A 13,990-nucleotide genomic window follows, 5' to 3' on the forward strand; every position below is an offset into this window, starting at 1 on the left:
AAGTCAAGAGAAACTGTGAGACCTCTCCTAGTTTTCATACAAAACAATCGTACTTATAGGAGAAACATGGATTTTTGCCCCAGAAAAAGGATATAAACTCTTTATTCCTGCATGATTTTCGTCACAAATAACCTCCCATTTACCATTTGATGGTAAATCAACAATCGTCTCTTCAAGTAAATTACTATGAATGACTACCAAATGATTCCATGGACCAAAATGCTTCACTTCATTTAAGGAATAACAAATGACTCCCTCTTGACGTTTGTGAAAGGTTAAGTGTTTTCTAATATATGCTGCTGTCGGAAGTCTAAATCCTCCATGTGTTTTTCTAAGCGTAATTAATCCTTTCACATATTCCACTTCATCCAAATGCTCAGCCTTTCGCTGCCAATCTACCCAATTGATTGTATCAGGGGATTTGTAACTATTTTCAATCCCTTGTTTTGTGCGATAGAATTCCTGTCCACTATGAATAAACGGTATCCCTTGTGAAAGGAGGACTAGAGTTGTTGCTAAACGTTGTCTTTTCTTTCGAATATCAACACTTTCATTTGAATTGCACTCTGACATTTTATCCCACATCGTATGATTATCATGGGATTCAACATAATTTATGGTTTGAGACGGTTCATAGAATAATCCCTTTTCTCCCTTACCTAATGAAATGCTTCCAGCAATAGATTGTTTTATTTCATTTTCCTTATGCATATTCCCTAATGCATATCCACGATCATATAAATTAAAAGTACTTCCCTTTACGACATCTCGAAATCGATCATTAAATTGCCCGATTCCTTGAAGGGCACCTGCATTTTTGATAACAGCCTTTTTATCAAAAGGCAAAGGCGTATTTAAATCCCAGCCTTCTCCAAATAAAATAATTGTTGGATCAATCTCATCAACTGCCCGTCTAATCGCATTCATTGTATCGATATCCAAAATTCCCATTAAATCAAAACGCATTCCATCTATTCCATATTCCTTAATCCAGAAAGTGATAGAATCCAAAATGAATTTTCGAACCATTTTTCGTTCTGAGGCAATATCATTCCCCACTCCAGTCCCGTTTGAAGGCATTCCATGCTCATCATGTCTAAAATAGTAGCCAGGAACAATTCGTTCAAATGAAGAATCTTCGCGAATGTATACATGATTATAGACCACATCCATAATCACTCGAATCCCATGTTGATTTAACATATGGATTGCTTGCTTCAATTCTATAATGCGAGAATAAGGATCTCCTGGATTTGTTGCATAGCTTCCTTCTGGCGCGTTAAAAAACAAAGGATTATACCCCCAATTATAGCTCTCAAATGGGTATTGCTCATCAACTCCACCAAAATCATTGAAAGGAAGTAACTCAACATGGGTAACGCCAAGCTCTTGTAAATAATCTAGACCAGTCGTTGTTTGTGCATAACCTCTTGTACCAGTTTCAATTAATCCCAGATATGTCCCTTTATGATGAACTCCACTTTTAGGATGAATAGAAAAATCCCGAATATGAGTTTCGTAAATAATCGCATCTGTCATATGCTGAAAATGGGGTAAAACACTTTTTGGCATACGTGTTTTATGTAAATCAACAATCACTCCATATTTACTATTCATCGACAAAGCAACAGCATAAGGGTCAACTGCTTCACGCCAGACTAAATTCACACAGACATTATATTTATAGTAAAAACCATCCAAATCCCCAGGTAATGTTATTGTCCATACGCCATTATTTTCTCTTTGTAATTGATGAATTTCTTCGCGATTACGCTGTTTATGAAAAAGGATTAACATCACATCAGATGCCGTAGGTGCCCATAATTTAAATTGTGAAGAGGTTGATGTGTAGGTAACACCAAGGTCTTCCCCTTCATAATAAAAGGCATCATCAAATTCCTTCGTTCGAATCACTGCACCAATTTGGAGGTCCGTTTCAGACTGAAATTCATCTCTAATAAAGTAAGAATTTCCTATATCCAAGAAAGCATTTACCGAACATTGATACTTTTTATATCCTTCTATTTCAATGCATTGCTTTATTTCGAGCTCCCATGAATGCTGCCTATTATCATATAATGTAAACGAAGTTGCAAGTCCCTTTTGATAAGACAGAGGAACAAGGATCGTTATAACATTAAGCTCGTCTAAGTACGCTTCAAACACTCGTGAAATCTCCGCCAATAGTTGCACCTCCTATCAAACCAGATTATTTCCTTTTACTTACAATTAAAGGTTGTTTATGTGATGCAATCGAAATCGAAACAGGTGAAGTTCCTATATACTCACCATCTGCATGCATTGGTAATTTTGTTTCTGGTAAAATGTGAATCTCTTTACCTATATGAAAATTAACACCTTTAAAAAAAGTATGCTTACCGAAAAATACCGTTCCAAATAGCAATAACAGTTTGATTGGTGGAAAATGATGAACAACCGTTACATTCAGTAACCCATCAAACGGATTTGCTTTTGGTGAAATTTTCATTCCTCCACCATAATATGGTTGATTGGAAATAGTCACAAACCAGACATCCTGATAATGATACTCTTGCCCATCAATGTTTAATTCAACATTTGTCGTCTTATATTTAAATAACAGATTTAAAAGAATTCCTACATACACTAAAGAACCCATTCGAAGCTTATTAAAATTCTTTTTCATTCTAGACTGATTTGCTCGGTTTGATACTTCTGCATCAAATCCTACACCTAAATTATTTACAAAGTAGGATGGCTTCGTCCGCTCTCCCAATTTATAGCGACCCACATCTATTTTTTTGATGAGCTTCTTCTTCATCAGGATCGTTCTTAATGCTGTGAGAGGGGATGCGGGGATAGAATAGCCTCTTGAAAAGTCATTTGCAGAACCAGCTGGTATGTAGCCAATTGGAATATCAGAGCCATCCATGACTCCATTTATGACCTCTGAAATCGTACCATCTCCTCCAACAGCTACAATTGCTTCAATCTGTTCATGATGCATATTTGCAATCTGTTTTGCCAGTTCAACAGCATGACGTTCACTTTTTGTGAAGAACGAACGATAATTTACTTGCTTTGTTTCTAATTCTTGTTTAATCATTTCCCAAATTTTTAACGATGCACCATTTGCTGCAACTGTATTTACAATAAAGAAGTATTTTTTCATAAAGATTCCTTCTACTGATAAGATTTACTATTATTCTACAAAAAAACTCGGAATAAACAAATAGATTTTAAGCATGTGTAGGGCTTACATAAGAAGCCCTCCTCTATTTATATGAAACAATCTTCAATGAAAGAATCGTTTCTTTATTCAAAGTTACACAAAAGGTCGTAGCTTTCCAATACATGTGTTTGTTTTGGAACTCTACGACCTTACCTTATTACTGACGAAGTATAAATGTAGCATGACAATGCGATAGCAATGCATGTGCTGCTTTCATTTGAATAGACTTCAATGGCGATACAATGCCTCTCATTCGCTGAAACCATTCCTCATATTCCCTTTTATCAACTAAATTCACATCATAAGGAACAAATGGGTAGTCAAAGATCCCTGTCCGATTTAAAATAACCTTTCTGATTGGGAAATCTATTTCATTTAACTGATATATTTGTCGGACAATTTTTTCAGTCCGATTTAATCCAATCAAAGGAGATAACACCTTTTTTTCACTTTTCCCATTCTTTTCAATCCAAAAGCGCTCCTTTGAGCCAACAAATACACTATTCTCATCCCCCTCCAAGAAAGTGATGCACAAAGTCTCAATAGGAGTAATAATGATTATTTCCACCTCAACAGGAGCTTGTTTTAATAAAAAAATGGGCTTATATAAAACCAAATACGTATCTGGAAATCGTTGCAAGAAGTATTTCAAATTTGAATCATAATAGAATTGTTCATCGACAAACGACCGTTCACGAATCGTTGAGCTGGCCCACTTCAATTGAAAAGAAAAGATGGAATCTAAAAACTCTTGTTTCAATTCCTCATCATTCATTTGCTGTTCCAATTCATTTTTCACTTTGGTCCAATTCTGTTTTTTTAATCGAATGAATTGAGTCGGATATCGATACACGTTCAATTCATAACGAGAGATATAATCCTGAAGCTTGATTAATTGTCCCAGTCAAAACGCCTCCTTATTTCTATAGTAAAAGAAGAGATCTATAATAAAAGTTTAATAAGAATCGGGCATACAATTGCAGCAAAGACCGCACTTATGATCATTGATATCGAGCTGATTGCCGCTTCCTTCTGACCAATTTCAAGAGCTCTTGCCGTTCCGATCCCATGAGAGGCAGTACCAAAGCCTACACCAATTCCAATATAATGAGTAATTCTAAATAATTTCAGGATGCTTGGCCCAAACATGGCACCACTCACTCCTGCTACGGTAACAAATACAGCTGCCATGGTCGGTATGCCTCCGGAAATTGAAGCAATGTCCATGGCAATCGGAGTAGTAACAGACTTTGGAATTAACGAAATAATAATCTCCTTGTCGATCTGTAGCATTAACGCTAAATATAAACCAGACAAAAGACCAATTGTTGATCCGATAAACACACCTGCCATGATTGGTGTGAAATATTTCTTCAGAAGATTTTTATTTTGATAGAGTGGAAAGGCCAATGCCACAACGGCTGGTCCCAATAATTCACCAATCCAGCTTCCACCTAACATATAGGTTTCATATGGGATGTTAAAAAGTAATAGGAGTAAAATAATAACAGTTGTTGTCGTTGCAATTGGTACAAGCAACGGATAATGATACTTTTGATACATTAATTTCATCATTTGAAATAGAACAATCGTTAGTACGCATGTTCCAACTCCCCAAACCAAATTCATGCTCCAAATCCCCTCTCAACTGATTGCTGTTTTTTCTCAGATCGGCTGGAGATTCGTTGTGCGATAAAACCAGAAATCGACATAACTATCACTGTACTAAGAAAAGCAATAACGAGGGTAAAAAAACCTTTTCCTTGAAAAAAGGGGAAATAGTTCATTAATCCGACTGTAGCTGGAACAAATAAAATCGCTAAATGACTTAATAGAAAACGACTTCCAAGTTCGAGCCATTGTACCTTCACTATTTTTAATTGTAATAGCAAAAATAAAAGCAGCATTCCTATAATACTGCCAGGAATACTGATGTTCAAGAATGATTGAATGATACAACCGATATAATAAATACCATAAAGGCCACCCATTTGCAAAATGGTTATTACTATTTTTTTCATATGGGATTCCTTCCTATTCCCTTAAAGTAAATCTCGAAATGACTTCATATTTAGGTGAACGATCTAAATGGGTTTGATATAGCACTACCTCATGACAGGGAAATAGTACTCCAGGATATAGCTGATTGAAGTGGTCTAATACTGATGAATCAAAGCCATCTGAGTTCTTCCACCTTCTTGCGATTGTGATATGAGGATTATAGGGACGTTTATCTAATGAGAAACCAATTTCAGTTACACTTTGATAAATTTTTTGTTGAAGCAGTGATAATTCTTGATTCTTTTCAACCCCTACCCAGAAAATTCGTGGTGCGTCATTTTTCCCAAAGGTTCCTATCCCGTTAGCCACTATCTCAAAGGAAGGATAGTCATTTAAAGTCATTGTCATTTGTTCTTTCACTTTACTCAGTGCCTCATCTGATGATGATCCAAGGAAAGCTAGGGTAATATGATAATCTTCAGGGTGTACCCAAGATTTAAACGGAAAAGCCTGCTTTAATTCCTCACTTCTCTTTGATAGTTCAGCTTTAGTGGACTTTGGTATCGGTACTGCTAGAAAATAATGATGATCCGCCATATCCATAGCTCCTTTTATAACGTAATAGTTCATATTGTACACCAAAATTTGTAATAATTCACTCTAGTATGTTTCGTTATAGTCATGTGATAAAATAAGGACAGATATTCGATAAGGAACAAGTTTAATGAAGGACGTGAAGGAATGAAGGTCGTATCTAGTTTATCTGAATTAATAGGTGATACTCCACTTTTGAAATTAAGAAAACTAAACCCAGAAAATGGTGCGCAAGTCTACTTAAAATTAGAATTCTTTAACCCCAGTGGCAGTGTAAAAGATCGTGCTGCTTTTAATATGATTATTGAAGCTGAAAAAGCAGGATTATTAAAACCAGGCGCTACCATCATTGAGCCAACAAGTGGAAATACAGGCATTGGTTTAGCCATGAATGCAGCAGCTAGAGGCTATAAGTCCATCTTAGTCATGCCAGATACAATGACAAAAGAGCGAATCAATTTATTGAAAGCATATGGAGCTGATGTCGTATTAACTCCAGGAAACGAGAGAATGCCTGGTTCAATCCGTAAAGCAGAGGAATTAGCTGAACAAATCCCGAATAGCTTTATCCCCATGCAATTTGAAAATCATGCAAACCCAGATGCCCATCGTCATACCACTGCTCGAGAGATTATCGAAGCGATGGATATCATCGGAAAGCCACTATCAGCTTTTGTAGCAACAGCTGGAACCGGAGGTACGATTACTGGAACAGGTGAAGCCCTTAAGGAACATTATAATGACATCACTGTTCATGTCGTTGAGCCAGCAGGTTCACCCGTTTTATCAGGTGGTCAACCTGGAAGTCATAAGCTAGTTGGGACAAGCCCTGGATTTATCCCTGACATTTTAAATCAAAATGTATATGATGAAATTTTTAAAATTGAAGATGAGGACGCATATGGTATTACAAGACGATTAGCCATGGAAGAAGGTATATTAGTAGGTCCCTCCTCAGGAGCCGCTTGCTATGCTGCTATCCAAGTCGCAAAGCGTCTAACTCCAGATGATGTTGTCGTTTGCATTGCTTGTGACACAGGAGAACGATACCTCTCAAGTGACCTTTTTCAGTTCTAAGTATTTGAACAACACCTAGCAGACAGAATACACGGAGACTGCCGTAGGATTTGTAGTCAAAGTGAGCCCCCACAGGACGAGGAGTATATTCTGGTTGCGTCTTTAACGGTAACAATCTTTACGAAACACAAAAAAGTAGTGATTCATTAAGAATCCACTACTTTTTTATTTTACCCTTACGTTTTAAATAAAGAGCAACTGAACCAAAAGTAATAGCTTGACTAAGTAAAAAGATGACTCCCCCTATCCTTTGCTCATGTAAAGGTGGATATGGTAACAAATAATTAAAGAAGTCCTCAGGGATCGATTCAACCGATTGTCCTGGGGGCAAACACACCTCAAGAGATGATTTAATCAACTCTGGATCAATATAGATAGAATACAGAATCTCATTAGACATGATCAAAAACACACTAAACGGAATCATTAGCACAAGATTTGCAAAACAGTAAACAATTTTCTGTTTAATAGCCAATCGATCCAACTCTTTCAACTTCACAACAATCGGTGACCATAATAAAAGTGCCGCAACAAATAAGCACAATAAATATACATAATGAAGAATATAACTAACTCTCACATAACTAAATACAACTGGTATATGATAGCCTATAAATAATAAGTGAAATACCGGAATTGTCAGTTTCGGATGGTGTATAATGAGTAGAATTTTTTTCACCTTAGGATAAGTGAATGCCCTTCTCAGAATCTCAGTCTTAAACCCTAATAGCAATAACGGTGCAGCAATTAATAGGATGATCACCATCTGGATCATATGCACTCTAAAGACAATTCTTCCAAGTAGATTTAATGGACTACCTACTGCAAGAAAAATCAAAAACAACCCGCTTATAAACGCAATGCTCTTCCACATCGAATGCTTGCCAGACGTTGGTAAAAGGAATAAATAAAAGACTATTCCCAATAACACCATTAACAGGATTCCTGCGTTCCATTGAGTATGAAACGTAAAATTTCTCAACAATTCAATCATGATAGCATTCCCATTCCTTCGTTTTCTTTCTTTTATTGTAAATTGAATGGGGAGATTGCAATGTGATTTTAATCACTAAGAATTTAATTACAAACGGTATCTAGATAGATACGCCAAAAATTCCAACTGTAGTGTATGTTCATATTTATAGACGGCATAGGTTGCTGCTTCTGGTAACTGGATCGAATGACATACCACTTCCATCAATCGACCTTCTAACATCTCCCTTCTCACAACCGATTCTGGTAGAAATGACACGCCCAATCCTTCCGCAATAAAACGCTTTGTAATATGTGTTTGGGAAACCTTCATCATACGAGTACTTGGGTACTTCTGCTTAATTGTTGTCGTCAGCTCATCCCAATATCCAGGATGATTATGTGTCAATACATAATTTCTGGTTAGTACCTCTTCCTCATCCAAAGGGGCTGCGGTTTCACTATCCATCCCATCATGTGAACAAACAAGAATTACCTGGTCTTTACTTAGTAGACGGCTAAAGGTTTTAGGATGATTTCCCTGCAAGCAAGACAATCCAATATCCACACTTTCGTCAAGAACAGCTTTTTCAATTTCTGCTGACTCTACTATTTTCACAGATATCTCTACATGAGGATAGTCATTCAGATATCGCTTCAAAACATGGGGCAAAATGGTCTCAGCAATTAATGGAGAAATGGCAATGGACAGTGTTTTCGTAAAACCTTGGTTCCTCCGATTCATTTCCTCTAAGCCTTTTTGGTAGCTATGAATTAAGTGTCTCGCATGCTTCAAGAATGTTCTTCCTTCTTCTGTGAGTTTAATTTTCTTTCCATCACGAAGAAATAAAGAAACACCTATCTCTTTCTCTAATTGCTTAATATGAAAAGTCACCGAGGGCTGTGAAATATATAATAGCTCAGATGCCCGTCTGAAATTTTCCGTTTCCGCTGCAACCACAAATGTTTGTAGCCAGTTAAAATCCATGATGAACACACCTTATTAATATTTTTAATTAAATTCTTTAAAAATCTTTAATTTTCTTTATTAATTATATTTTATAGAATGAAGTTAGAGAATGAAAGGGGGAAATGCATATGTTTTCTAAAGGATTAAAGGGAATTGTTGCGGCGGAAACAATGATTTCTCAGGTTGATGGAGAAAAGGGAGAATTATTATATCGAGGTTATGAAATTAAGAATTTAGTGAAGGGCCGATCGTTTGAGGAGATAAGCTACCTGTTATGGTATGGTGAGCTACCTACACCCGCACAACTAACAGCATTAAAGAATGAGCTGATCAAAAATCGTTACTTACATGACCATACATTTAATATACTTACTCAACTACCAGCTGAGATGGATTTAATGAGTGTCATTAGAACCTGTATTTCTTCAGAAGGATTGCAAACGTACGGCTGGAAGCCAACCATTGAACAAGCGATTCGATTAACATCAATGGTTCCTCTCATTATTAGCTACCGAACAAGGCTATTGCGCGGACAAGAAATCGTATCTCCAAGCACAGAGCTTGGACATGTCGCAAATTATTTATATATGCTCGAAGGTAAACAACCAAGCGTGGCTCATTGTGACGCGCTAGAGATGTATATGATTTTAACACTTGAACATGGAATGAATGCTTCTACCTTTACTGCAAGAGTCACGGCATCAACAGAGTCTGAAATGGTTTCAAGCATTACCTCTGCGATTGGAACGATGAAAGGTCCACTTCATGGTGGAGCTCCTGCTGGTGTACTCGCTTTACTTGAAGAGATCGATAAAAGTGAAGATTCCACATTAGAAACGATTCGAAAGAAAATCATAAGAGGAGAACGTTTAATGGGCTTTGGGCATCGTGTATATAAAACAATTGACCCTAGATCGCAAGCATTAAAAACAAAGCTAATGGACTTAGTTGGTGAGGATCGATGGCTAGATCTTGCAATTGAAGTAGAATACCTGTCTATTAAAGCACTAGAGGAATTAAAACCTGGTCGTGCATTATATACAAATGTAGAATTCTATGCTGCTGCAATCATGAAGGCGATAAATTTCGATTCTGATTTATTCACACCAACCTTTACTGCAAGCCGCGTTGTCGGTTGGTCTGCACACGTATTAGAGCAAGCAGAAAACAATACCATTTTCCGACCAGAATCAATTTATATTGGGTCAAGACACTAAATACAGTTGCTGATACAAAAGAAAGGACAATTCATCTAGAAAACGAATTGTCCTTTTTACTATGATTATCATATGGGAATATTATGCTTGAACTTCCTTAGTGCTTGGTCCTTTTGACGCCTTCACTTCGTATACGCCATGAGCTACACTAATAACATGCTCTGGCTTTGGTTGACCTTGTCTATTACGATGGCCTGCAATATGTTCAGGACTCTTCTCCCATTGCTTCCAATGATCTTCAGATTCCCAACGTGTCATCACGATGACTTCTTCATCACCACGTCTTACTTTTTTAACTAAGACGCTTAGATCAATAAATCCTTCTGACTTCTCGATAATTCCTTCTTTTTGAAAACGATTAACGACGATATCTGATGTACCTTCTTTTACAGTGATAGTCTTTGTCTCAATAAACATATTCCAAACACACCCCTTTTCACTTCATATATTCATTCTATTGATAAAGATTATCATTGTCAATGAATTCAACTAATTATTTATTGATTTTCTTCTTGGAACCCCTGTGAAAATAAAACAGCACACACATGCTGTAATAGTCACAATGATACCAAACACAATTCCTACAGCTGCCATAAATGTATCGTCTCCAGGAAAATTCGGTGTTAATGTAAGAAGCCGGTATATACATAGGATGAGTAAAATAAGATAAAAACCACTACCAATAGTCCCCATAATCAGTCTTCCTTTCTCCGGTCCATAGTAGCAATGAAAAAGAACCAACCAGCAGTAAAGGCTAGTTAGGACACCAAGAAGCATAATAACAATATGAATATAAGGTAACAAAAAAAGCATCTGCATATATAGAAGCCCCGATATACTCGTAAATAAGAAGAGATTACAGCCAAATAAGAGGAAGCCACTACGCCACGGATTTTCAAACAACGCCCATTTCTTTAATTTCTGTATCATCGGATTAGTAGGAGAAACCACCTTCATCATCATGTTCCTATTGAACATAATCAATATGATAACAGCTATTCCAATCACTCCAATCAATGTCACTCCCAAATTGTTCACCTACCTTTTCAGTAATGCTTGTCTTGCATTCTCTCTTGAAAGATTGTAGCTTTGCCACGCAATATCAGCGGATATAGCTTTGTCCTTCTCGCGCAAAAGCTGCTCTAACCCCGGAATATCAGGATGAGTCTTATGAAGTTCAACTATGTCAGGAACAGCCGAATACGAAAGGAAATCCAAATACTCCACATCAATTTTCCCTGTCTGCTTATACCGTTCAATATTATTGCTCACTATCATTTTATCAAGGCCAATTATATTCAATCCCACGTAAAAAAGTAGAGTGAACATGAGGTAAAAATGGGAGAGCTTTAATTGAGTGGCCCAGACTTTAATTAAAGTAAAACTAAACACAATCGCTAAATAGATCATAAATGAGTGAGCAAAGAGCCGTGACATCGTAAATCCATAGGCTTGTTCATACATCATCAACCTGAAAAACGCAGAAGTGAGCATGACCCCGCTAAAAAAAATTAAACATGTGAGCAAAAACTTCACAAAAGGAAGATATTTTTTTTCCATAAACGTAACTGTCCCTATTAAAATCACATAGTTAATGATTGTGACAATCATTAATTCAAAAAATCCACGTCTTGCATATTCTGAATAAGATAGACTAGGTTCAAGTGTACCGCTGAAAAAGTACTGGAACTGAACAATTGTAAATAATAAGTAAATGATGTTCATTAAGAGTAGGACAGTCGTTACAATAATCGTGTCCCAATTTCTAATTTCTCTCTTCCTTCTCTCAATCACAACTGTTTTTTTAGTTAACACCTTAAAGAAACAATAGAAGAAAGTAGTAAGTACCATGATTTTAATGATTGTAAAAACAAAATGCCCATCTACATCAAATAATGCAGTTGGAAATGAAAAAAGTAGGTCCGCAAATTTTTCATCAGCTATCAAAAGTAAAAATGTCACAATCACTAAGAGTGGAGTAGCTACCAACAACCCTATGAGGATTTTTTTACCTGTTTTAAAGGTTGACTCACCTATATTTCTTCTTAGTTTTCTTCCAGATAAACGTACTGAAATTTTAAAGCAATGCAGCATTTGATAAAGTTTTTTCCCTAATAAATCGAGAAATGAAAGAGAGTTCCATTCAATAGTAGCTTGGCTAGTAAGTAACACCGTGTGGCAATATACCAATATAGGGATAACAAGCAGATTAACTGTATTAAAAAACAAATTTGAATAGACAAAATAGGACAAGGTTAATGTACAAATAAAGAAAAATAACAACAGGCTTATTCTTTTATTTGTAAAAGGATACATTCGGTATCGATAAAAAAACAACATATAAAAAAGTGCTGTCAGTATGAGATAAGAAATTCCAATCCTCTCTCTAAGTAAACAAACCTCTACAACTATTCCTAATACTAAACAACTTAAGATAAAACCCTTATTTTTCAACATCGTTTTCCTCCTTACATAGTTATTCTAGGTATATGATTAAATTTTTTTTATTCACAAGAACTAAAACTTATTGTGTTCTAAATTTCACTATCTACAAAGTAATTCTATGTAGGTAGTGAAATTTTTAAATAGACTTAACAGTCCCCCATCGAAAGCTAACATAACTGATAGGGTATAGAACAATCGTACCGACTATACATGCAGCGATAAAAGCTGGTGATAGTAACGGATCGAACCATGAAGTTGGAACAATTCGAAAAAGCACTAATACCATCAGAAATAAGTTAGGAAGCAATGAAATATAAAATGTACGAACCAATAGTTTCATTCCACCAAAACCGAATTCTTTCCCAATTTCATAGCCTAATAAAGCCCAAAAACCCATATATAACAGCATAATGATAATTGGGATACCAGTTAAGAAGCTCCATGTATGACTAATCATCGGGATTGGTAGTAAATGATACAAAACCGTTAAGATTATACCACCTATAAAAAACAAACTATTCATTAGGATAAATGTCCATTGAGTTTTTGTTGGAGTCACCTCAAGCTCTTGGTGATATGTTCCTGCTACTTCTTTGGGAGTACCAAATTTAGTTTGCACCTCTTTAATCGCTGCTTGCTCGTCTAGACTCTGATTCAAGCAAAGCTCCTCAATCATCTCTGAAATATGCGAATCAATTTCTTGGAGAAGCTCCTCACAGTTTGGATGACTTTTCAACTCTTTTGATAAATCATTTATATAATCCTTTTTAGATTGAATCATATCCCTTTCTCCCAATCACTTTATCAATTACTGATACAAAGCTCTGCCATTCGTTTGTTTTCTTTTGGAGAATCTCTTTGCCACTCTCCGTTATTTTATAATATTTCCGCGCTGGACCTTTTTCCATTTCCAACCAATAAGCCTCGATATACTCCTGCTTCTCAAGCTTATGTAGAGCAGGATAGAGTGTACCTTCCTTTACTTGTAAAGCATGCCCGCTTCTTCTTTCCATTTCCTTTACGATTTCATATCCATACATATCTTTTTCAGTTAACAACTGTAAAAGAATTAATGAAGTACTTCCCTTTACTAATTCACGATCAAACATTTTTTCCACCTACCTAGAATAAAAAGGTATTACTTTTTTTTAATCTTAACGCTTTTAATTGGAAATGACAACCTAGTCTTGGAGTTTTTACAAATTTAATATTGGTTTGTAATAGGGAATTCTATAAGTGTGGGCAAACAAAGGAGGACGCAAATCGTGCAGGTTAGTACGTTTTTCATAAAAGATATTACTGGAGCAGAGCAAATACAAAACTTAGAAATGTTATTAACACAGTTAAATGGTGTCGAACGAGCTCTATTTGATACTGATGATCATGAGATAAAAATTGAATATAATGATCAACTGATTGAACTAAAGAGTATTGTTGAGAACATCGAAGGACAGGGTTTTAAAATACAGTAATCGAAAAACGAGGCTGAGTTTAATATACTCA

Annotated in this window: 16 protein-coding genes; 3 read left to right on the forward strand and 13 right to left on the reverse strand. The window is 36.1% G+C overall.

Translation table 11 applies throughout. The features are described 5' to 3' along the window. Nucleotides 1-27 precede the first annotated feature (27 nt). From pulA to thpR, 6 genes are all read right to left on the reverse strand, one after another. A complete protein-coding gene (gene pulA / locus F7888_RS08515; RefSeq protein WP_191778750.1) occupies nt 28-2,184 on the reverse strand; it encodes a type I pullulanase in 2,157 nt (718 codons plus the stop codon). Nucleotides 2,185-2,209: 25 nt separating this feature from the next. After that, nucleotides 2,210-3,151, reverse strand: coding sequence for a diacylglycerol/lipid kinase family protein (locus F7888_RS08520; protein WP_191778751.1), 942 nt, complete (start codon nt 3,149-3,151; stop codon nt 2,210-2,212). A gap of 217 nt (nt 3,152-3,368) precedes the next feature. After that, nucleotides 3,369-4,115: an NERD domain-containing protein gene (locus F7888_RS08525; protein WP_191778866.1), complete on the reverse strand. Its 747-nt coding sequence runs from the start codon at nt 4,113-4,115 to the stop codon at nt 3,369-3,371. A 38-nt stretch (nt 4,116-4,153) separates the two neighbouring features. Next, entirely contained in the window at nt 4,154-4,840 is a 687-nt protein-coding gene (locus F7888_RS08530; protein WP_191778752.1) for an LrgB family protein, read from the reverse strand. Beyond that, nucleotides 4,837-5,232 (reverse strand): CidA/LrgA family protein, encoded by a 396-nt coding sequence (locus F7888_RS08535; RefSeq protein WP_225228669.1) that lies wholly within the window; start codon nt 5,230-5,232, stop codon nt 4,837-4,839. The genes F7888_RS08530 and F7888_RS08535 overlap by 4 nt, the downstream gene beginning before the upstream one ends. Before the next feature lie 13 nt (nt 5,233-5,245). Beyond that, entirely contained in the window at nt 5,246-5,809 is a 564-nt protein-coding gene (thpR, locus tag F7888_RS08540; protein WP_191778753.1) for an RNA 2',3'-cyclic phosphodiesterase, read from the reverse strand. A gap of 144 nt (nt 5,810-5,953) precedes the next feature. On the opposite strand from thpR, the gene cysK reads away from it, so the two are divergent. Continuing rightward, the gene (gene cysK / locus F7888_RS08545; RefSeq protein WP_191778754.1) at nt 5,954-6,883 is read left to right on the forward strand and encodes a cysteine synthase A; all 930 of its coding nucleotides are present in this window, start codon (nt 5,954-5,956) and stop codon (nt 6,881-6,883) included. Between the two features lie 157 nt (nt 6,884-7,040). On the opposite strand, the gene F7888_RS08550 is transcribed toward cysK, so the two are convergent. Both F7888_RS08550 and F7888_RS08555 read right to left on the reverse strand, forming a co-directional pair. Continuing rightward, on the reverse strand, nt 7,041-7,877 hold the full coding sequence (locus F7888_RS08550; RefSeq protein WP_191778755.1) for a cytochrome c oxidase assembly protein: 837 nt from the start codon (nt 7,875-7,877) through the stop codon (nt 7,041-7,043). A gap of 87 nt (nt 7,878-7,964) precedes the next feature. Then, nucleotides 7,965-8,843 carry a LysR family transcriptional regulator gene (locus F7888_RS08555; RefSeq protein WP_191778756.1) on the reverse strand — a complete coding sequence of 293 codons (879 nt, stop codon included), beginning with the start codon at nt 8,841-8,843 and terminating at the stop codon, nt 7,965-7,967. Nucleotides 8,844-8,953: 110 nt separating this feature from the next. Here F7888_RS08555 and F7888_RS08560 point away from each other — a divergent pair, with 110 nt between their 5' ends. Then, nucleotides 8,954-10,042 (forward strand): citrate synthase/methylcitrate synthase, encoded by a 1,089-nt coding sequence (locus F7888_RS08560; protein ID WP_191778757.1) that lies wholly within the window; start codon nt 8,954-8,956, stop codon nt 10,040-10,042. Nucleotides 10,043-10,123: 81 nt separating this feature from the next. Here the strand turns inward: F7888_RS08560 and F7888_RS08565 are convergent, their stop codons facing one another. The 5 genes from F7888_RS08565 to F7888_RS08585 form a co-directional block, all read right to left on the reverse strand. Next, a complete protein-coding gene (locus F7888_RS08565) occupies nt 10,124-10,459 on the reverse strand; it encodes an antibiotic biosynthesis monooxygenase family protein (protein WP_191778758.1) in 336 nt (111 codons plus the stop codon). Between the two features lie 72 nt (nt 10,460-10,531). Then, nucleotides 10,532-11,065: a hypothetical protein gene (locus tag F7888_RS08570; protein WP_191778759.1), complete on the reverse strand. Its 534-nt coding sequence runs from the start codon at nt 11,063-11,065 to the stop codon at nt 10,532-10,534. A 15-nt stretch (nt 11,066-11,080) separates the two neighbouring features. Further along, the gene (locus tag F7888_RS08575; protein ID WP_191778760.1) at nt 11,081-12,499 is read right to left on the reverse strand and encodes a DUF4153 domain-containing protein; all 1,419 of its coding nucleotides are present in this window, start codon (nt 12,497-12,499) and stop codon (nt 11,081-11,083) included. A 124-nt stretch (nt 12,500-12,623) separates the two neighbouring features. Further along, on the reverse strand, nt 12,624-13,268 hold the full coding sequence (locus F7888_RS08580) for a permease prefix domain 1-containing protein (protein ID WP_191778761.1): 645 nt from the start codon (nt 13,266-13,268) through the stop codon (nt 12,624-12,626). Continuing rightward, nucleotides 13,255-13,596 carry a PadR family transcriptional regulator gene (locus F7888_RS08585; protein ID WP_191778762.1) on the reverse strand — a complete coding sequence of 114 codons (342 nt, stop codon included), beginning with the start codon at nt 13,594-13,596 and terminating at the stop codon, nt 13,255-13,257. Before F7888_RS08585 ends, F7888_RS08580 begins: the two co-directional genes overlap by 14 nt. Before the next feature lie 156 nt (nt 13,597-13,752). Between F7888_RS08585 and F7888_RS08590 the strand changes: the two genes are divergently transcribed. Continuing rightward, the gene (locus F7888_RS08590; protein ID WP_191778763.1) at nt 13,753-13,959 is read left to right on the forward strand and encodes a hypothetical protein; all 207 of its coding nucleotides are present in this window, start codon (nt 13,753-13,755) and stop codon (nt 13,957-13,959) included. Nucleotides 13,960-13,990: the final 31 nt, after the last annotated feature.

The sequence above is a fragment of the Litchfieldia stipae genome, assembly GCF_014837155.1.
In the GTDB taxonomy this organism is placed as follows: Bacteria; Bacillota; Bacilli; order Bacillales; family Bacillaceae_L; genus Litchfieldia.

Excerpts from the sequence above, each read along its gene's own strand:
- F7888_RS08580 (WP_191778761.1), bottom strand. The coding sequence starts at position 13,268 with ATGATTCAATCTAAAAAGGATTATATAAATGATTTATCAAAAGAGTTG.
- F7888_RS08530 (WP_191778752.1), bottom strand. The coding sequence starts at position 4,840 with ATGAATTTGGTTTGGGGAGTTGGAACATGCGTACTAACGATTGTTCTA.
- F7888_RS08550 (WP_191778755.1), bottom strand. The coding sequence starts at position 7,877 with ATGATTGAATTGTTGAGAAATTTTACGTTTCATACTCAATGGAACGCA.
- F7888_RS08585 (WP_191778762.1), bottom strand. The coding sequence starts at position 13,596 with ATGTTTGATCGTGAATTAGTAAAGGGAAGTACTTCATTAATTCTTTTA.
- F7888_RS08560 (WP_191778757.1), top strand. The coding sequence starts at position 8,954 with ATGTTTTCTAAAGGATTAAAGGGAATTGTTGCGGCGGAAACAATGATT.
- F7888_RS08565 (WP_191778758.1), bottom strand. The coding sequence starts at position 10,459 with ATGTTTATTGAGACAAAGACTATCACTGTAAAAGAAGGTACATCAGAT.
- F7888_RS08555 (WP_191778756.1), bottom strand. The coding sequence starts at position 8,843 with ATGGATTTTAACTGGCTACAAACATTTGTGGTTGCAGCGGAAACGGAA.
- cysK (WP_191778754.1), top strand. The coding sequence starts at position 5,954 with ATGAAGGTCGTATCTAGTTTATCTGAATTAATAGGTGATACTCCACTT.
- F7888_RS08520 (WP_191778751.1), bottom strand. The coding sequence starts at position 3,151 with ATGAAAAAATACTTCTTTATTGTAAATACAGTTGCAGCAAATGGTGCA.
- F7888_RS08575 (WP_191778760.1), bottom strand. The coding sequence starts at position 12,499 with ATGTTGAAAAATAAGGGTTTTATCTTAAGTTGTTTAGTATTAGGAATA.
- F7888_RS08535 (WP_225228669.1), bottom strand. The coding sequence starts at position 5,232 with ATGAAAAAAATAGTAATAACCATTTTGCAAATGGGTGGCCTTTATGGT.
- thpR (WP_191778753.1), bottom strand. The coding sequence starts at position 5,809 with ATGGCGGATCATCATTATTTTCTAGCAGTACCGATACCAAAGTCCACT.